The following is a 19,173-nucleotide window of genomic DNA, read 5'->3' as shown; positions in this document are numbered from 1 at the left end:
CACATGAAAGCACTTAAAAATACCTCCGTACTCGCGTTTTTGCTGCTCCTGACGTCCTGCGACCAGTTCCTGGACGTGCAGCCGAAAGCATCCATTTCCGATCAGCAAACCATTGTCGACAAAGCTTCCTCGGAAACTGCTCTGAACGGGGCATATGACTCATTCAGAAGCTATTATAGCGTAAATCTGCAATCCATTGGCTATTTATCAGGTGATAACATTCAATGGACTGGCTCGCAATCGCAGGTGCAGGAGTTTATCAATCACCGGGTTAATGCTGAGAACCCGACTGTTTCTTCGGTTTGGACAGGCATTTACAGCATGCTCAACCGGGCTAACCACGTGCTTGATAAAGTCCCTGCGGTGCAGGATCCGTCATTGAGCGAAGCGCAACGAAACAAGATCATCGGAGAGGCTTATTTCCTCAGGGCGTTTGCCTATTTCGATCTGGCAAGGATATGGGGCGGCGCGCCCATCATTACCAAACCTACCTTAACGCCACAGGATAATCGGGGCATTGCACGCAGTTCGCAGGAAGAAGTTTATGCGCAGGCACTGGCCGACCTGAACGCCGCTGAACCGCTTCTTGCGGAAACAACGGACCGTTTCCGGGCCACGCGCAAAACGGTGTGGGCGTTGAAATCGCGGTTTTATTTATACCAAAAAGATTACGCAAAGGCAGCTGAATATGCCGACAAAATTATCGCAGATGCGGGGAACTATCAGCTTGTGAAGCCTTATAATGCATTTTTTGCCAATGATGCCAGAGGCACAACCGAGTCGGTATTTGAGATTTTTTACAACATCAATGAAACCAACAGCCATCGCGGACAATGGCAGCCGCAGGAAAAAGGAGGAACGCGGCAGTGGGCGCCTAATGATGCGTTAGTAGCATTGGCCAATGATCCGAAAGTGGGCGGAAACCGCAGCGCGCTGGTAGCCAAAGACAACCAGGGAAGATGGTACGGAAACCTGTATTACCGCAGCCCGGCCACGGATCCGACATTCGTGATCCGCATTGCAGAACTATACCTGATCCGCGCTGAGGCAAGGGCGCAGACCGGAAACCTTACGGGCGCTTTGGCTGATCTGAATGCAGTGCGTGAACGGGCCGGGATCGCGAAACTCGCCGCCACAAACAAGGCAGCATTGCTGCTTGCGATCGAAAATGAGCGTCGGATCGAATTTGCGCTGGAACCGGACCGCTGGTTCGACCTTGTCCGCACAGGCAGGGCCACACAGGTCCTGAACATCACCGACGAAAGTAAGTTACTGCTTCCGGTGCCCGCCGAACAGCGTTTGATTGACAAAGCATTGAAACAAAATCCAGGTTATTAATCCAAAATCAAAACCCTATGTCCAGCGCAGCTATTTATGAAGCCCAGGTCCGCTCCGGCGGGGCCGTGGCTTCTGCTCCCGGTGAATGGAAGCCGTTTGAAAAAGTGCTATTCCGCATTGCATTCATCTATTTTATCATTCAATGCGTTCCGCTTGACTGGAAATTCTATCGCCAGGTTTTTCAAATAAACTGGCTCGCCCTTACTTATGGGGATATTTTTGAGCTTTCGAGGTATCAGCCGCGCTTTTTCTCGGGGCCGGACACTTGGGCCAACTGGGCGGTGATCTTACTCATTGCGATCGTGGGAGGCATTGTTTGGGGCAACAGGGATAAGGACAAGAAAGAATACAACCAGCTCTATTACTGGCTGCGCGTGATCGTGCGTTACCGGCTCGCGGCGGGGTTGATTGCCTATGGTTTTATCAAATTTTTCCCTTTACAGGCGCCGCCGCCTTCTCTGAGCAATCTGAACACGGCTTATGGCGATTTTAGCGCATGGAAATTATTTGCATTAAGCCTGGGCGTTGTGCCTGATTATCAGTCATTTTTGGGTCTGGTTGAATTAGCCGGCGGTTTGCTCTTATTGCACCGTCGTACCACCACATTGGCCACGCTGATCATTATTCCGTTTACTGGCAATGTGTTTATTTCAAATCTCGCATATGAAGGCGGGGAGTACATTTATAGTTTTTACCTGATCGTATTGGCATTGTTCCTGTTTGCTTTCGATGCCAACCGGCTCAATAATTTGCTTACGCTCGGAAAGCCGACTTTTCCGAACCGTTTCAAACCTGTTTTTACCCAAAATAATGTCAAACAGGCTCGTATCGCAATTAAATCGGCATTTATCCTGTTTTTCGTGGTCATTTATGGATATAAAAGTTATGCAGGATATCACAATTATTCTTATCAATACCCAACCAAGCCAGGGTTAGCCCAAGCCGCGGGGCTTTATAATGTGGAGCAGTTTGTCCTCAACGGCGACACGCTTGCTTACTCGCCGCTCGATAAGGTGAGGTGGAAAGATGTTGTTTTTGAGAGCTGGGCCACATTGAGCATCCGCTCATCGCCACCGGCAATTATCGATTCAGCCAATGTTGAGCACATTGACTTTGATGACGCCAGGCGGAACTACGAGCAGGCAGGCTCGGGAGGCAGACATTATTACAGCTACGAGCATGATCCGGGATCAAAAACTTTGAAACTGACCAACAAAGTGGATGCTTCGGACCGACTGACATTGCATTACTCCCGGCCCGATTCCACGACGATCCTGCTTTCGGGGGTGGGCAAATCAAACGACTCGCTGTATGTGGCTTTGAAAAAAATCAATAAAAAATACTTGTTCCAGGAAGTTCAGAAAGTGGGACGCCGTGGAGAATTCAAACTTTAATCATTGGTCAAAACCGAATTGAATATGTTGTCAACGATCAAATTAAATACAGCAACAGAATTGCCCGTGGTTGAAGAGACCAGGCCTGTGGACGTGCAACCAGAGCGTGCGGGATCGGCAAGGTGGCCCGAGTGGCAGAAAACGCTGTTCCGCATCGCTTTTGTTTTCTTCATCGCCATGAGCATTCCGAACAGTGCAGAATGGTATACGGCGCTGTTCAATTTTGAATGGACGCGGCTGCATTACCGCGATGTGTACGACATTGCCAGGTTCGGCAGCGGTCTCGATCTCTTCGGCCGCACCCTGTTCGGAAGTCCGCTTAACGGTTATGCCACCTGGATCATCACATTCTTCGCTGCAACGGTCGTCGGCCTAATCTGGACGGGGATAGACCGGCTGCGCAAGCCCCAGCCGGCCAATTACAATCTGCTTTACTACTGGCTACGGGTGGTGGTGCGTTACCGGGCGGGGATCGGCATCATTGGTTTCGGTTTCACCAAATTGCTCCCTACGCAGATGCCATACCCTTCGCTGGGGTTGCTGAATACGAATTTCGGTGATTTCACATTGCAGAAAATTTATTGGCTTTCGGTCGGCATTGTGCCCTGGTATCAGGTGTTTGCAGGCGTCGTAGAACTTGCCGCCGGGATTTTGCTCTTTTTCAGAGGCACAACCACATTGGGTGCAATACTTCTGCTGGGTGCACTTGGAGACATCGTTTATGTAAACTTCGCCTACGACGGCGGGGTGCATGTTTACAGTTCCTACTTCGTGCTGCTAGCCGCATTTCTACTGATCAAAGACACCCCAAAACTCTGGAACCTGATCGTCCTGGAACGCTTCACAACCCCCGACAACACATTCCCGTCCTTTTCAAAGGACGGAAAATACTTACGATATGCGTTGAAAATCAGTGTATTCACCTTATTTCTAGTGCATTTATTTTATCTACAATATATAAATTTCAAATACGATCCTTACAAGCAGCCATCCACTGCCGGAGTGAAGACATTGCGGGGAAATTACAATGTGACGGAATTCAAAATCAATAATCAAACCATTCCATATTCACCCACAGACACTCTTCGGTGGCAATGGGCTACTTTCGAGAACTGGACTACGCTGACTTTCAAGGTGAACAAGCCGCAACCGCTGGATCTTTCCAATGGCGGCGGCGCACCAATGCGCGACATCGGACGCACATTTGAACTTACGGGTACGGCCGGAGGGCAGCGGGTTTATCATTATCTTGCAGACACCATTGCGCATACATTGTATTTAAGAGATAAATATGCGAAAGGCGGCGCCAGGGACGGAGTAGGGCAGGAGCAAAAACCGCAACCAAGCCGTGCTGAAAAGGGCAAAGAGGCGCGCGGCGAAGGCGATCGTGCGGATAAAAATTGGATCAGCAAAGCCGCGCTGGCGCGTATCGGGGATGAGAATAAGATGATTGATCCCATTGCTTACTCGGCCAGGCGTGATAAGGAATTTGCAGCAAAGCCCCGCCGCGACAAGCGCAACCGAATGATTTTGAGTTACACCACACAAGACGGCTCTCGCGTGATTTTAAGCGGGATCAATGAAAATAAAGATTCGATTTACGTAGTCTTGGATAGGGTTGAGAGGCCTTACGTTCTGGCAAAAAGTACATTAAATGCGGGAAAATACGATTAGATACGGCATATGGCCGATCCTGGCCATGCTCTTGCTGGTGGCCGCTGTGAAGCGTGAAAATCATTTTGATAAAACTAGGAAAAATGCCAGCGACACCCTCGACTGGCCCAAGAGCTTCGGCTTCGGTAAAAAGGCTTCTGCAATACAAATTGCAGCATGGGACATTGACATCTCGCCCGACGGAAAGGGATTGCCTGCGGGCGAGGGCAATGTGTTACGGGGCCGTGAAATCTATGCATTAAAATGTGCAGCCTGCCACGGAGCAACCGGAACCGAAGGTCCCAATGACCGCCTCGTAGCAGCGCCGGATTCTGCTGGCAAAAGCACGGGCGCCACAGGTGATGCCAGGCGCACAGACGTAAAGCGGATCAAAGCCATTGGCACTTACTGGCCATACGCCACAACCGTTTTTGATTACATCCGCCGTGCTATGCCCTTCAACCAACCTGGTTCCCTGACCGACCAGGAAGTGTACAGCCTCACTGCTTTTTTGCTTAATGCCAATGGGTTATGGGATGAAAAAGTAACATTGAATGCTAAGAACCTGCCAAAAGTAAAAATGCCGGCAAGAAATAACTTCGTCCCGGACGACCGGACGGACGGGCCGGAAATCAGATAATAATGGATAAAAGAGACGATAAAAACGCTTCTGCAGGAATCAAGATCAGCCGCAGAAATCTCCTTGCCGGGGCGGCTGCGGCGACTGTTGTGCTGGTGCAAACTGCGCAGGGGAAGGCGTTTCAGGCAGCGCTTACCCAAGCCGAAAGCATTAGCGACGACCCTGCCAAAGTGCCGGGTGTGCCTCCCGGAACATTAGGGACGAGGTCGGCATTTGAAAAGCCGGTCAAGACACCATCGGACACTTCTTCGCGTACACCTTTACAAGATTTATACGGCACTATAACACCGTCTGACCTGCATTACGAACGGCATCACGGCGGCGTTCCCGCCATTGATCCGTCCAAATACGAACTCGTCATTCACGGCATGGTCGATAAGCCAATGGTTTTCACCCTGGCTGATCTCAAACGTTTCCCGTCCGTGTCGCGGACTGCCTTTCTGGAATGTTCGGGCAATTATCGCGGCAGTAATGATGGGAAGCTCCGGCCGCAGGAGATTTGCGGGCTGGTAAGCCAGAGCGAATGGACAGGCGTGAAGCTCTCGACCTTGTTTCGGGAAGTGGGTGTGAACCCAAAAGCAAGCTGGTTCCTGGCCGAAGGAGGCGATGCCGCAGTGATGACACGCAGCGTTCCCGTCCGGAAAGGATTCGATGACGCCATCATTGCATATGCGCAGAATGGCGAGGCTGTGCGGCCCGAGCAAGGTTACCCTGCAAGGCTTTTCCTTCCGGGATGGGAAGGGAATGCAAGCGTCAAATGGCTGCGCCGCATGGAGCTTTCGGACGCGCCGTTTATGACCCGTGAGGAAACTTCCAAGTACACGGAAACGGTTGCCGGCGGAAAAATAAGGCAATTCAGCTTCACTATGGATGCCCGGTCTGTGATCACTTACCCGAGCTATCCGGCCAAAGTAGAAGCAGGCTGGATCGAGATACGAGGCATTGCCTGGAGCGGTCGAGGCAAAATCGTGCGGGTGGAAGTGAGTACGGATGCAGGAAAAAGCTGGAAAACGGCTGCGTTACAGGAACCCGTTCTCGACAAAGCAATTACGGCATTCAGGCATCTCTGGCAATGGGACGGCAACCCCACTGAGATCATGAGCCGTGCCGTAGACGAAACGGGCTACGTCCAGCCCTTTCTAAAACAATTATTAGCAGCAAGAGGCGGTAACATGGGTTACCATTTCAATCCCGTAACGGCCTGGTATGTGCAAAAGGACGGACAGGTTTTGTTTAAAGCGACTTGATGGGTAGGGCTGCTTCTGTTACTTGCGGTTGTTGGTTCGACTTAACTACAATCATTTGAATGCAGGGAGGATGTTGGTTTCCATTTCCTTCCATAAAATACTCCGTCTGCCGTTTCCTTCGGTTGCATTGTGGTGTAAGGTCAAAATCACTAGGTCCAGATCCGGAATGACACACAGCACCTGGCCTCCATATCCTGCTGCATATATTGTTTTAAATACCTTATTCTCAGCCCGAAGCACGCCACGCCACCATTGATATCCATATCCCCACTCCTTGTTTGCCTTATTTACAGGTAAATTAAATGCCGTGGATTCTTTGATCCAGGATGCTGAAACAATCTGTTTGTCATTCCATTTTCCCTCGTCGAGCACCAGCTGGCCCAACTTCAATATATCCCGCGGCTTCATGAACAGTCCGCCGCCTGTATGGATTTGCCCGTTCATAGCGGTCCAGGTAAATTTGTTTATTCCCAGATCTTTGAAGAGCGTTTGCGTTGCGTATTGATCGGCTGGTTTTCCGGTTGTATTGGCAATAACACCTCCCAGCAAAATGGAGAGTCCGCTGTTGTATTCAAATACTTCTCCTGGTCGGACCGTTGGGTCAGGTTTTTTAGATAAAACATACTGAAACATATCCTTACTCTGGTTCATCAGGACTGCATCGTTTCGCAGATCTGAATAAGGAATATCCTCACGCCAATCCAATGCTGCTGACATGGTTAATGCATTGCGCAGAGTAAACGGAGGCATTTTTTGTTTTGTGGAATCCCCGTAAGCCGGAAAAAAGGTGTTCACAGGCGCATCGAGATTCTTGATAAGGCCATCGTCATGCGCAATACCAATTAATAGCGAGGTCACACTTTTCGTGCACGACTGTATACTGTGAATCCTTTCCCGATCGCCCATATAAAAGTATTCCTCCAACAACAATTTTCCATTCCGGGCAACCAGGATTGCATCGAGCCCATTAAAATTACCTTTCAGGATATTCTCAAAAAGATCCCTCAAAGGCTTTGAAGCTTCGGTTGATGTGTTGACCGTGCCAACTTTCCATCCGTCGTGAATTTCCGGGGGCGCCTGATATGCCCAGATTTTTACAGGTTGATTATCCCTGTCGCTCCTTGCGGGCCGCTGCGATGACCATTTTTCTATTTTGGTAAAACGCAGTGTCTGCTTCTCGATGCCGGGCACGTGGAGTACACCCGATATTTCCTGCTTATTATTTGCAAGATTGCCTTTGAACATGGCGCCCTGGCCAAGATCAAGCGTTATTTTGGAGCCATCAATATTTACACTGGATAAGTTTCCTTCGGTCATGGTTTCGGCAATTTCGAACCGCCCGCTCCATTTATCCCCGAAAAAATCGTGATTCAATTCCAGATCAAATGCGCTTTTTAGTTGGGGTATGGCTTCCAGTTCGGTATGCCAGATGCCGGTAAGTTTTGACTCGTCTGATGAACAGGACGCAGCCGATGACAGCAAAGCCAGACTTATCGCGCATTTGTAAATCACTTTCCGCATAATAACGTTATTTGTTTCGGTTCGATGTTGTTGTCCAGCGTAATCTAGTTGCCACGTGTATGCACGTGACCTGATCAGACGGACAGCATTTTTTTGAACTTATCGATACCAGCAGTCCTGATTTTCCTGCATTGATTTTGCTGGATGTAAATATGCCGCGGATGGACGGACTGGAAACACTCAGCAAAAACTGGCCCGGCCGTGTTTAATCCAACGCGGTCAATTGTTTCAGCTCACCAACCAGTTCAGGAATTGAACCGGTCTTCTCGATAAACTGGTCAACACCGATTTGCTTAAAACGTTCCCGCCACTCTTCCGGGATGGGGCCGGAATAAATGATGATGCGGGGGCTGTCGAATTCCTGCAACTTTTGCAGGTGCACCAGACATTCGTCCCCAGGTATCCTGGGCAGGTTGAGGTCAATAAACACATATCCGGGCGCAGAGGCCGACTGCTGGCTGAAATATGCGACGGCCGACTCACAATCCTTGAAAAAAAGACATTTCAATGGCTTGACAAGCTCGGATAGCGCCATGCTGAATATTTCATGATCGTCTGTGTCATCATCAATCATGACAAATAATTTTTTATCTCCCATAATCTCGTTCGTGTGTCCGTTAAGCAGATATCCTGCTTTCGCGGATGCATATTAATAGTGTGCCAACAAACGGGTGATTATTGATCCTCAGCAGGCGATAAGCCGGTTTTTTTGTTTTTTTTGTCTAGTGAGCTCAGCCAGATGTAACCGATTATTCCGGAAATGATGGAGGCAGTTAAAATGGAAAATTTGGCTTCTGAAAGGATCAGGTCCTTGCCGGCAAAGGAAAGCAGCGCAATGAAAATGGACATGGTAAAGCCGATTCCACCCAGCATTCCGACGCCTATAATATGGAGCCAGGAGGCGTTATTGGGCATTCTGGCAATCCTGAGCTTCACTGCAACCCAGGAGAAAATGGTAATTCCAACGGGCTTTCCTATGACAAGCCCGGCCATGATTCCGATGCCAAGTACGGTGGTCAATCCTTCCAGCATACCCGCTTCAAACTGAATGTTGGTATTGGCCAGGGCAAAAATGGGCATAATCACAAAGTTGACGGGGTTGACGAGAAAATGTTCGAGTTTTTCCAGCGGGGACTCGGTTGCGTCCGGGGTTGTGGGAATTGCAAATGCGGTCAAAACACCCGCAATAGTGGCGTGTACGCCAGAGTGGTGAATAAGATACCAGATAAATAGCCCGGGAATAAGATATGCCGCGAGGCTTTTTACCTTCAACTTATTTAGCAACAAAAGGAATAGGAAGATCCCAAACGCGTATAAAAGGTAAGTGTAATGTATATCAGAGGAATAAAAAATGGCTATGACCAGGATCGCCATCAGGTCGTCGACAATGGCCAGCGCCGAAAGGAAGACTTTGAGGGACGACGGCGCACGCTTTCCAAGCATGGAAATGATCGCAATGGCAAAGGCAATGTCCGTTGCCATGGGTATGCCCCAGCCGCCAGCCGTTTCCGTGCCGGCATTGAATGCATAATAAATCAGTGCAGGCGCCAACACGCCGCCTATGGCTGCGAGGATCGGAAGAGAGGCTTTTTTGAAAGATGAAAGTTCACCTTCCACCATCTCGCGCTTGATTTCCAGGCCTACTAAAAGGAAGAAAATGGCCATTAACCCGTCATTGATCCATAGCAGAATAGGGTAGCGTAAGTGAATGCTGCCCAGATCAGCTCCGATTTCCCTAGCCAGAAATGCTTCAAATCCCGGTCCCGCGCCGGAGTTGGCTATAAACAGTGAAATGATCACGCAAATGATCAGTATGAAACCGCCGATGGAGCTCGACTGAAAAAATTTCTTAAACGAATGGATGTTTATCAATTGTGCCATAGCCGTAAAACTAGTGAGTATGGCTTAGAAATGCACCCAAATTGAACAGTGTTAGACTATTTTGTTTTGTTAAACTGTTTTGAGATACAAACTTTCCAGCTCGTTGGCAGAGATTGAGGAAGCATCAAGCACCGATTGTAAAGTTCCTTCTTTCATAATACCGATCCTGCTGGCTACTTCTTTTGCCCTGAAAATATCATGCGTTGCCATCAGGATCGCGGTTCCATTCTTGGAGAGGGTTTGGATGATCTGAGAAAATTCATTGGATGCTTTCGGATCAAGCCCGCTGGTAGGCTCATCGAGAAGCAGAACCTTGGCTTTTTTGGCTACTGCAATGGCAATGCCGACTTTTTGCCGCATTCCTTTGGAGTATCCCGCCAGTCTTTGTTCATATGCCTGCGATTGCAGGCCGGCACTTGCAAGTAATCCGCCCAGCTCTTTTTTGGAGTAATCAAAACCGGCCAGCGATGAGAAATATTGCAGGTTTTCGATGCCGGTCAAATTTGGATAGAGCATAACAGTTTCGGGAATGTAAGCCAGGTATTGCTTGATCGCCTGGGGATGCTCTGCAACGGATATGCCATCGATCGATGCGGTTCCTTCCGTGGGTTCAATAAAACCCAGAAACAAATTGATAGTTGTGGTTTTCCCGGCTCCGTTTTGACCCAGCAGCGCAAAAATCTCGCCTGGCTGGATACTCAGGTTAAGGCTGTTTAAGGCTGTATGGTTCCCGTATCTTTTGGTAAGGTTTCTGGCTTCAAGCATTTTGAATGTCTTTAATTTGAATAAAATTTCTTTTGAAAAGCACTAGCGCTGCTACCAATGAGCCCACAGCCCATACGAAAATCGCCGCCAGGCCATTAACGACCGGTTCGCTGACATATGAGGTTGGCTGATAAGCCGGGTAACCGCTCCAATTAATACTTTCCGTGGGTGTTCCTTCAAAGATGAAAGGGTAAAAATATTCGCGCACCTGCCTGTGATGGTTTTTAACCGATTGCAAATAGCGAATGTGGCTGGTAAGGTCCGTATTGGCGATCTTATTGAGAGACTGCTGGGCGGCGATAACAGGATTAAATACAGCGATGTGCTCTGACCATGTTTGCCTTTGCATCAGTTTATCAAATAATTTTTCCGAAGAATGAGCCGATTCCAGATCCCCGGAGAACTGCATGGCATAGTACCAGCCTGGCGAATACTTATCTTCCGGAATCGGGTATTTGCGATACTGCGGATACACGGCGTAGAATTTTTCCATGGTCGGCATTTTGGGTTCGTCCCACTTGGCATGGTAACCTTCCCGTTGCCGGATGGCCGTTTCCGCTGCTTCAGGCACGGGTATGCGCTTGTTGACAGCGATGTTGGCAATCCCGGGAAAAAGAATAGCCAGAAAGATCCAGATGCAGACGAGCGTGGTTGCGTTGAAGGCAGAACTTTTACCAAGGGCAACAACCAGCAAAGCGACTATAAACCAGAACAACACATAAAGCATGACCATCGCCAGAAGCTGAAATGTCGGGACGGAAAGGGGCAGGTGCAATGTCACGACTGCGGCTCCGAATACGATAAGCGCTACTGCTGTAACAATTCCAAACCGGATCAGCATTTTACCCGCTATGGCTGCACCAATGCTGTCGCTGGTGGTCCTGACGATCTTCCAGACGCCGTTTTCCTGTTCTTCGGAGAGCGCATTGTAGGTAAATGCAATGATCAGCAATGGAAAGAGAAATATAAATACAAATGATGCATCCAGGTTCCCGACCAGCAAGGTAAGCGGGTTGGTCAATTCCGAATCATAAAGCTGCCCTTCAATGGCCAGCATCTTTACCTTCAATGTAAAAGGGTTTACGTCGCGCTGACCAATGGAGAATCTGGCCCATGGAGAGGCAGGATTGGCGGTGTAAAAAAATGGATAGTATGCCGTTGTACCAACGGCTTTTCCCGTTCCATGCGCAACGATTTCCTGTAAATGTTGCTTTTGCACCGCCGGTACGGAAGCGATGGTCTGTTGCTGACGGCCAATCACCTGGCTGCCATGATAAAATCCGTAAAAGCCAAAAAGAAGAAGGTTGATCGCGCCAATAAGCACGTTACTTCCTAACAGAAAGTTTTTAGCTTCCAGGAGCAATACTTTTTGCCGGGTTTTCATAATTGATATTTGCGTTTGGAAGAAATGTAAGTTAAAGCGGCCAACGCGGCCACGATCCAGAAGCATAAGGCACCCAGGCTGAACTTGCCGGCAGAGAGGTTTTCGGTGATCGTTACGGGCTTAAAAGCGAAGTCGGGCTGTTGCTGCCAGTTTTTCGCGCTCACTTTTTGTTTGCTGTCATTCTGAAATTTGATCTGCGTCAAATGAATGTCGTTGAGCTTCTTTGTTTTCTCAAACCGGTATTTCTCCGTTTGCTTCTGGAATGCTGTGAAATTGTCGAAGTCGGTGCCTGACAAATTCATCGAAATATTGCGGATCGCCAGATACGGGTCGGCAAAGCCTAATATAGTAGACACCGCGTTCTGCGATTGGTAAATGCCGATCAGGTGATCAAAATGCTTGTTGAAGATATGGGATGTGATATTTTCCCCTTCCTGCATCACCAGCGCGCCATAATTGACGGGCAGGGCCGAAATCGAATCCACGCCGTATTTCTGTAATGTTTTGGCTTTCAAATTGGCGAAATGCGGGTCGTCGGGATTATGTGAGTCACCCTGCTTGCTCACATCCGCTTCGATCGCCTGCTCGAAAGCGATCTTGTCCGGTGCAGGAAAGAAGCTGCCACCGAATGTCTGTGCGCTTTTTGGAATGACTATAAAAAAGAGCATCCAGATGAGGACAAGGACCATCAACGCACTTTTTGAGGATTTGCTCATCGCCGACACGATAACAACCAGCATGGTGATGATCAGGAAATAAAGAGCATATACAGTAGTCAGCAGCGCAATGCGTACCAGGGCATCCTGGCTGATCTGGCCGTCAATGAGCAGGTTGCCGGCGATCAGGACCGAAAGCAGCAAGGGTAGGAACAAAACCCAGACTACGGCAGTCAATCCTGCTGTTTTTCCCATCAGGATATCCAGGTAGGACGCCCTTTGGCATAACAGTATTTTTAGCACACCATTCTGTTTGAGCCCCGCTACCGTCTGAAAGCCAACGAAAATAATAAACAGTGGAACGAGCAGCTGTAAAACCATGGCCATACTCAGCTCCCCAAAACGCAGCATCCCGTTGGAAAAGCCTGCTTCGCTCATATTCACCGTATTTTGCCGGTGAGCCTCCAAAAAGACAGAATTCCCCACAAAGCTGTCGAGGCCAAAATCGAAGAAGCTCAGCGGCGATTTCTGCCGAAAAACCATATAGCCGTAATGCGCAACGCGGTGCGGGTGTCGGTTGGGCTGGCTCATCCATTGATCGTGGACTTGCTCATGAGCAGCCTTTTGCTGGGTATTGAACTTGCTCACATACTGCCATCCCGTGAAGGTGGCCAGGAGAGACACAATCAGTAATACGGTAAAAAGGGCCAGCGGGATTTTACTTCGGAAGACAGACGCCCATTCCTGCCGGGCGATAATGGTAATGAAATTTAAATGCATCATATAAATATATTCGTCCTTTCGCTGCTGAGGCGGTTTCACAAATCATAGCATACCTTTTGATGTACAAAAAGTTTGTGCAACGATGTTGCAAGTTAGTAAATCAAATCATTCCTGCATTATATTGCCTTGCAATACATCGAAGAAAAAGACATATTTCCATTTACTAACCACTTTAACATTGACTTCCGTACAATCCTTCATGACCCGGATCATCGATCGGAATCCCGGCGAAAATGAATTCCATCAGGCCGTCCACGAGGTTGCCGAAAATATTATCCCTTTTATTCAGGACAAGCCACATTACCAGAAAGCCAAAATTCTCGAACGGATTGCGGAGCCGGAGCGGGTCATTATTTTCAGGGTGCCTTGGATGAATGATCAGGGTGAGGTGGAGATCAACCGTGGTTACCGGGTTCAGATGAACAGTGCGATCGGACCTTACAAAGGCGGTCTGCGTTTTCATCCGTCCGTCAACCTGGGTACACTGAAGTTTCTTGCTTTTGAACAAATATTTAAAAATAGCCTGACGCAGCTTCCGATGGGCGGAGGCAAGGGCGGATCGGACTTTGATCCGAAAGGCCGTTCCGACCGTGAAGTTATGTTCTTTTGCCAGAGCTTTATGACGGAGCTTTTCCGTCACATCAGCTCGGACAACGACGTGCCGGCGGGCGATATCGGTGTAGGCGCCAGGGAAATCGGCTTTTTATTTGGCCAATATAAGCGGCTTAAAAATGAGTTTACAGGTGTCCTCACGGGCAAAGGCGCCAGCTATGGCGGAAGCCTGATCCGCCCCGAGGCGACCGGTTATGGTGTGGTTTATTTCGTAGAACAAATGCTGAACCAGCGCCGCGATAGCATTAAAGGTAAACGTGTGGTCATTTCGGGCTCGGGTAATGTGGCGCAGTATACATTGGAAAAGTGTATCGAGCTGGGCGCCAAAGTTTTAACCCTTTCTGATTCGTCGGGATACATTTATGATGAAAAAGGGATCGATGCAGAGAAATTTGCCTATATCATGCATTTGAAAAATGAAGCACGCGGACGGATCAGCGCTTATGCAGACCGGTTTGGATGTGAATTCATTGCAGGCAAAACGCCCTGGGAAGTTCCATGTGACATTGCATTGCCCAATGCGACTCAAAACGAATTGAATGGCGATGACGCCCGCATGCTGATCAAAAACGGCTGTATGTGCGTAGCAGAAGGAGCAAATATGCCCTGCACGCCGGAAGCAATCTCTATATTCGAAGATAATGATATCCTGTACACTCCCGGTAAGGCGGCCAATGCGGGTGGAGTGGCCGTTTCGGGCCTGGAAATGTCTCAGAATTCGCTGCGTTTGTCGTGGTCGCGTGAGGAAGTGGATAAAAAGTTGCAGGACATTATGTTCAATATCCATTCAACTTGCCTGCGCTACGGACACAAGCCCGACGGGCGCATAAGCTATATGCAAGGCGCTAATATTGGCGGCTTTGTGCGTGTAGCCGACGCTATGCTGGCGCAAGGGCTGGTGTAGGAAACCATTATCCATCATGGGCTTTGCATTGCAGTCGGTTAACCGGCACAGCGCAAAGCCCATGATTTTATTCAGCCCATATTAATTCCAATTGTCGATTTTGATATCCCGCGGATCCGGCTTGCCTTCACCTTCTTCGATCAGGGATTTTAAACTCAGCAGAAAAACAGCCCATTTTGTACTGCAATGATGCATGAATTCCACCGGTTCACGCCAGTTGGCATGTTTGAAAAGCAGGATAGCGTAATCATTTTCTTGCCTTATGTCGAAGCTGATGGTTGTGCCCACCCATTCAGCAGGCCCGTCCACGACTTCCCATGAAACATGCGTAGGTTCTTCCAGCGCCGTCACTTTCATATCAAAGCCTCCTGCTCCGAATCGGAATGCAATGATATTGCCCAACTGGTTGCCCTGTCCCTGCGTATTGCTGGTCCACCAGCCTGCAAGGCCAGCCTCTGTTGTCAATGCATCATAAATGTCCTGTAACGACTGCGATCTGATCCCGACCCTGTGCAAAATATCTGCCATAAGTGCTAGTTTTTTGGTTTGAAGTAAAATGTTTGATCTGCTAATGTTTTCCCAAAAGTATAGGCTTAGCCGGAAATTTGTTGAGTGTGAAATGGACATTATCACGGGTTGATTTGGACAAAGCCAGTTTATAACTTGCGGTTAAAAACGGATGAAAAATATCACGATCCTTGTTCCCGACGGAGAGAACAATCTGAGCAGCATCGTAGGCGCTTATAAGATTTTAAAGCGAGCGAATTCATATTGGGAAGAAAAATATAAGAAAACATTATATCACATTCAACTGGCCGGGCTGTCCGGGCAGGTGGGCTTTCATGAAGGGTTGTTTTCGGTAAAGCCTCATGTCCATATTTCTGCTGTTTCAAAAACGAACCTGATTGTCATACCTTCCTTAAATCACCAATATGAACAGGCCATAGCAAAAAACCAACCCTTAATTGAATGGATCAGCGCCCAATATCGTGGCGGGGCAGAAGTGGCGAGCATCTGCACCGGTGCGTTTTTGCTGGCGTCTTCGGGCCTAATCAACGGAAAAACCTGTTCTACGCACTGGGCATTCGCGGATCGGTTTAAAACAATGTTCCCGGAGATCAATGTGCAGAAAGACAAATTGATTACGGATGAAAATGGGATCTACACCAATGGTGGCGCGTATTCATTTCTGAATCTGATTATTTACCTTGTTGAAAAATATTTTGACCGGCAAACGGCCATTTTCTGCTCCAAGGTTTTTCAGGTCGATATAGACCGGGAAACGCAGTCGCGTTTTATCATTTTTGCCGGACAGAAATCACATGAAGATGAAGTCATCAGACAAGCGCAGGCTTATATTGAGGAAAATGTGGAGAATAAGATATCCATCGTCGAACTGGCGTCTAAATTTGCTGTGGGAAGGAGAAACTTTGACCGGAGGTTTATCAAAGCAACGGGTAATACGCCTACCGAATATGCACAGCGCGTGAAAATGGAAGCAGCCAAAAAATCCTTTGAAACCAATTCCAAAAACATCAAGGAGGTTATGTATGAAACCGGATATTCCGACATGAAGGCCTTCCGGGAAGTGTTCAGGAAAATCACCGGGATATCTCCGCTCGAATACCGCTCAAAATATAATAGACAGGCGTAGGATAAACCGGAAGCAGTTCAATATCGAATGAACAACTCTGATCATGCGGCTGTCTGCTATGGAATTTGACTTCTGTCATTTTGGATCGTTTAAGGTGTGGGTTATTCATATTTCAAATCACTTACTCACCCGATTGGGTAACGATTTTCACATATGCTTCTGCCACATTGCCAATGGCACTTGGATGTCCGTCGAGTTCTTCGGACGTGGCGTCGTTGTAGATCAGGAATGCTGTTAAGCCTCTGAAAGTGACGGGTTTGATCCCGGAGCCGGAATCGGCAAGTCTGTAAAGATAGGATAGCTCAAATGGCTGTTCTATGGTTCCGCCGACCGGGACTGTGAGCGGGACCGACATGCCGATCTGATAGCTTTCGCCCGGCGTGGTCAGGGCCAGGACGCCTGAGGGATGCTGTGTGTAACGCAACTGATATCCGGCAACAACCGGAAATGATGGCGTCGCAATCCGCCTGATGGTGGCCTTCACATCATATTTTAATAAACCGACCTGATCCACAGCGACGGCCGAGGGATTGGAGTCATCCTTGGCAGCCGACCGGGGTAAAATGATTTCACTGGCAGCAGGCGTGACCTCACCGAGCACAGCGCCGTCTTTGGCATAAAATGTAAGCTTTTCAATCTTGAATTCGCAAGGGTAAGCGCGTGGCGTTGTCATGTTGGTTGCGAGCATGCATTCGGATTCAGGCATGTTCGGAATTTCCGGTATTTCATGGTCAGTACAGGCTAATACCAAGCCGAACACGCAGATGGTGCCCATAGAGATTGCCTTGCGAATGGTGGAATTGGTTTTCATAACATGATCTGTTTAAGTTTTTAATGAGATACGTTATGATAATGATAATCAAGTCTTTACACTTATTCAAGTGATTCGTGGTGGTATCTTTGACATTCTTATTTTACGGCCCGGCTGCGTTGCCGATAACTAAGTCAGGCATCCGATCCGGTGGTCAATAGTCGTTTATCGGGACAGAGAAAATTAAAGTATCTATTAACCAAAACGAAAATACAATGAATGCAAACAAAGCACTTTGGGAAAAAGGTGATTTCACTCGTCTGGCGGCAACGATGCGTGAAAGCGGTTCGGCACTGGTAGCAAAGTTGGGAATCAATGCCGGCGCCGATGTTCTGGATCTGGGTTGTGGCGACGGCACTACTGCCATACCCGCAGCACGGTTAGGGGCCAATGTTCAGGGAGTGGACATTGCGAGAAACCTCGTGGAAGCAGGCAATGCACGGGCAAAGGCAGAAGGCCTGACCAACATTACGTTTCGGGAAGGCGATGCCATTGATCTGAACGACATTGCGGATGAATCGTTTGATCTGGTGGTAAGCGTTTTCGGGGCGATGTTCGCGCCCAAGCCATTTGAAGTGGCAAGAGAAATGTTCCGGGTTACGCGCCCCGGCGGGAAAATAGTCATGGGAAACTGGATACCCGGCGATCCGACGCTGGTCGCGCAGATCCTGAAAGTGAGCTCCGCTTACACGCCGGCACCGCCGGAGGGATTCGTCAGCCCGATGCTCTGGGGTGTTGAAAGCAATGTAACGGAACGTTTCGTTGCGGCAGGCGCATTGCCGGAGAACATTTCATTTGAAAGGGAAACATTTACATTTCAAGCGCCTTATTCACCGGCAGTTTTTCTTGAAACATTCAGAAAATACTATGGCCCGACGATGAATGCTTTTGAAGCTGCGGAAAAAAACGGACAGGAAGGAGATCTGCAGCGTGAGCTGGAAAGCTTGTTTGAAAGCCAGAATCAGAGCCCGGACCGCAACCAGACTTCCATTCCCGCTACTTTCCTGAAAGTCACGGTTCTGCGTTAATAATCGTTCTTTTTCTTAGGTCTGTTCACATTTTGCGTCTGCAATTTGTTGGACAGACCTAATATTTTGAGCGTTAAAGCCTATATTTGGGTTTTAGGCTCGAATATGAATGTAATAAAACGAAATAACGTCAGGATTTTTGGCCACGGTAAGCAAGCTATGGTCTTCGCACATGGGTTCGGATGTGGTCAGAACATGTGGCGCTACATTTGGCCGGCATTTGAAGAGGATTACAAAATTGTGTTGTTTGACTACGTTGGAAGCGGTAATTCGGATGTGGCCGCGTATAATTACGAGCGTTATAGTAACCTGAACGGCTATGCCCAGGATATCATGGATATTTGCCGGGAGCTTGGTTTGATCGACTGCATTTTTGTTGGCCATTCGGTGAGCAGTATGATCGGGGTGCTGGCCTCGATAAAAAAGCCTGAATATTTTGAGCGTTTGATTTTGATCGGCCCGTCTGCCCGGTATATTGACGATCATGAATATGCAGGTGGTTTTCAGCAGCAGGACATTGAGGAGCTTCTGGAAACGATGGAAAAAAATTACATTGGCTGGGCTAACTTCCTCGGGCCTGCTATCATGCAAAACGCGGGACGTCCCGAACTCGGTGCCGAACTAACCGAAAGCTTCTGCTCGACTGACCCGGTTATCGCAAAACAATTTGCACAGGTGACTTTCTTATCCGACAATAGAAGGGATTTGCCCAATGTGACACACCCGACTCTGATTATGCAATGTTCTGAAGATATCATCGCGCCCGTTCAGGTGGGAGAGTTTGTGCACTCACAAGTGGGCACAAGCGCTTACCGGCTCATGCAGGCAACAGGACATTGCCCGCACCTGAGCGCGCCGGAAGAAACTGTGAAGCTGATGAAGGAATTTCTGGATTCATAAAC

At 48.5% G+C, this 19,173-nt stretch carries 17 protein-coding genes; 9 read left to right on the top strand and 8 right to left on the bottom strand.

Features of this window, described 5'->3' with window-relative positions; translation table 11 throughout:
- Positions 1-3: 3 nt before the first annotated feature.
- The 5 genes from G395_RS0104825 to soxC are packed head-to-tail and all read left to right on the top strand — an operon-like array spanning position 4 to position 6,272.
- Positions 4-1,338 carry a RagB/SusD family nutrient uptake outer membrane protein gene (locus tag G395_RS0104825; protein ID WP_026629034.1) on the top strand — a complete coding sequence of 445 codons (1,335 nt, stop codon included), beginning with the start codon at positions 4-6 and terminating at the stop codon, positions 1,336-1,338.
- 17 nt (positions 1,339-1,355) lie between these two features.
- A complete protein-coding gene (locus tag G395_RS28575; protein WP_051349990.1) occupies positions 1,356-2,732 on the top strand; it encodes a hypothetical protein in 1,377 nt (458 codons plus the stop codon).
- 24 nt (positions 2,733-2,756) lie between these two features.
- The gene (locus tag G395_RS0104815; RefSeq protein ID WP_229203988.1) at positions 2,757-4,406 is read left to right on the top strand and encodes a hypothetical protein; all 1,650 of its coding nucleotides are present in this window, start codon (positions 2,757-2,759) and stop codon (positions 4,404-4,406) included.
- A complete protein-coding gene (locus G395_RS0104810; RefSeq protein ID WP_026629032.1) occupies positions 4,387-5,025 on the top strand; it encodes a c-type cytochrome in 639 nt (212 codons plus the stop codon). The genes G395_RS0104815 and G395_RS0104810 overlap by 20 nt, the downstream gene beginning before the upstream one ends.
- A gap of 2 nt (positions 5,026-5,027) precedes the next feature.
- A complete protein-coding gene (gene soxC / locus G395_RS0104805; protein ID WP_026629031.1) occupies positions 5,028-6,272 on the top strand; it encodes a sulfite dehydrogenase in 1,245 nt (414 codons plus the stop codon).
- A 51-nt stretch (positions 6,273-6,323) separates the two neighbouring features.
- On the opposite strand, the gene G395_RS30965 is transcribed toward soxC, so the two are convergent.
- The 6 genes from G395_RS30965 to G395_RS0104775 all read right to left on the bottom strand — a co-directional run bounded on the left by G395_RS30965 (position 6,324) and on the right by G395_RS0104775 (position 13,262).
- Entirely contained in the window at positions 6,324-7,793 is a 1,470-nt protein-coding gene (locus G395_RS30965; protein WP_051349989.1) for a serine hydrolase domain-containing protein, read from the bottom strand.
- Between the two features lie 205 nt (positions 7,794-7,998).
- Positions 7,999-8,367 (bottom strand): response regulator, encoded by a 369-nt coding sequence (locus G395_RS0104795; RefSeq protein WP_035360392.1) that lies wholly within the window; start codon positions 8,365-8,367, stop codon positions 7,999-8,001.
- Positions 8,368-8,468: 101 nt separating this feature from the next.
- A complete protein-coding gene (nhaA, locus tag G395_RS0104790; protein WP_035360390.1) occupies positions 8,469-9,674 on the bottom strand; it encodes a Na+/H+ antiporter NhaA in 1,206 nt (401 codons plus the stop codon).
- 69 nt (positions 9,675-9,743) lie between these two features.
- Positions 9,744-10,439 carry an ABC transporter ATP-binding protein gene (locus G395_RS0104785; protein ID WP_026629028.1) on the bottom strand — a complete coding sequence of 232 codons (696 nt, stop codon included), beginning with the start codon at positions 10,437-10,439 and terminating at the stop codon, positions 9,744-9,746.
- Complete coding sequence (locus G395_RS28565) at positions 10,432-11,823, bottom strand: ABC transporter permease (RefSeq protein ID WP_051349988.1); 1,392 nt, start codon at positions 11,821-11,823, stop codon at positions 10,432-10,434. Before G395_RS28565 ends, G395_RS0104785 begins: the two co-directional genes overlap by 8 nt.
- Entirely contained in the window at positions 11,820-13,262 is a 1,443-nt protein-coding gene (locus tag G395_RS0104775) for an ABC transporter permease (protein WP_026629027.1), read from the bottom strand. Before G395_RS0104775 ends, G395_RS28565 begins: the two co-directional genes overlap by 4 nt.
- 178 nt (positions 13,263-13,440) lie before the next feature.
- Here G395_RS0104775 and gdhA point away from each other — a divergent pair, with 178 nt between their 5' ends.
- Positions 13,441-14,778, top strand: coding sequence for an NADP-specific glutamate dehydrogenase (gene gdhA, locus G395_RS0104770; RefSeq protein WP_026629026.1), 1,338 nt, complete (start codon positions 13,441-13,443; stop codon positions 14,776-14,778).
- A gap of 81 nt (positions 14,779-14,859) precedes the next feature.
- Here the strand turns inward: gdhA and G395_RS0104765 are convergent, their stop codons facing one another.
- Complete coding sequence (locus tag G395_RS0104765; protein ID WP_026629025.1) at positions 14,860-15,306, bottom strand: SRPBCC family protein; 447 nt, start codon at positions 15,304-15,306, stop codon at positions 14,860-14,862.
- 151 nt (positions 15,307-15,457) lie between these two features.
- Between G395_RS0104765 and G395_RS0104760 the strand changes: the two genes are divergently transcribed.
- The gene (locus tag G395_RS0104760; RefSeq protein ID WP_026629024.1) at positions 15,458-16,432 is read left to right on the top strand and encodes a GlxA family transcriptional regulator; all 975 of its coding nucleotides are present in this window, start codon (positions 15,458-15,460) and stop codon (positions 16,430-16,432) included.
- Positions 16,433-16,553: 121 nt separating this feature from the next.
- Here the strand turns inward: G395_RS0104760 and G395_RS0104755 are convergent, their stop codons facing one another.
- Positions 16,554-17,243 carry a hypothetical protein gene (locus G395_RS0104755; RefSeq protein ID WP_026629023.1) on the bottom strand — a complete coding sequence of 230 codons (690 nt, stop codon included), beginning with the start codon at positions 17,241-17,243 and terminating at the stop codon, positions 16,554-16,556.
- A 215-nt stretch (positions 17,244-17,458) separates the two neighbouring features.
- Between G395_RS0104755 and G395_RS0104750 the strand changes: the two genes are divergently transcribed.
- Together G395_RS0104750 and G395_RS0104745 are read left to right on the top strand one after the other, a co-directional pair.
- Positions 17,459-18,271, top strand: a complete 813-nt coding sequence (locus tag G395_RS0104750) for a class I SAM-dependent methyltransferase (protein WP_026629022.1) — start codon at positions 17,459-17,461, stop codon at positions 18,269-18,271.
- A 105-nt stretch (positions 18,272-18,376) separates the two neighbouring features.
- Positions 18,377-19,171 (top strand): alpha/beta fold hydrolase, encoded by a 795-nt coding sequence (locus tag G395_RS0104745; RefSeq protein ID WP_026629021.1) that lies wholly within the window; start codon positions 18,377-18,379, stop codon positions 19,169-19,171.
- Positions 19,172-19,173 lie beyond the last annotated feature (2 nt).

Source organism: Dyadobacter alkalitolerans DSM 23607 (genome assembly GCF_000428845.1).
Classification (GTDB): Bacteria; Bacteroidota; Bacteroidia; order Cytophagales; family Spirosomataceae; genus Dyadobacter; species Dyadobacter alkalitolerans.
The sequence above is the reverse complement of the archived record's forward strand: the minus strand, read 5'-3'. Positions and strand labels throughout refer to the sequence as shown.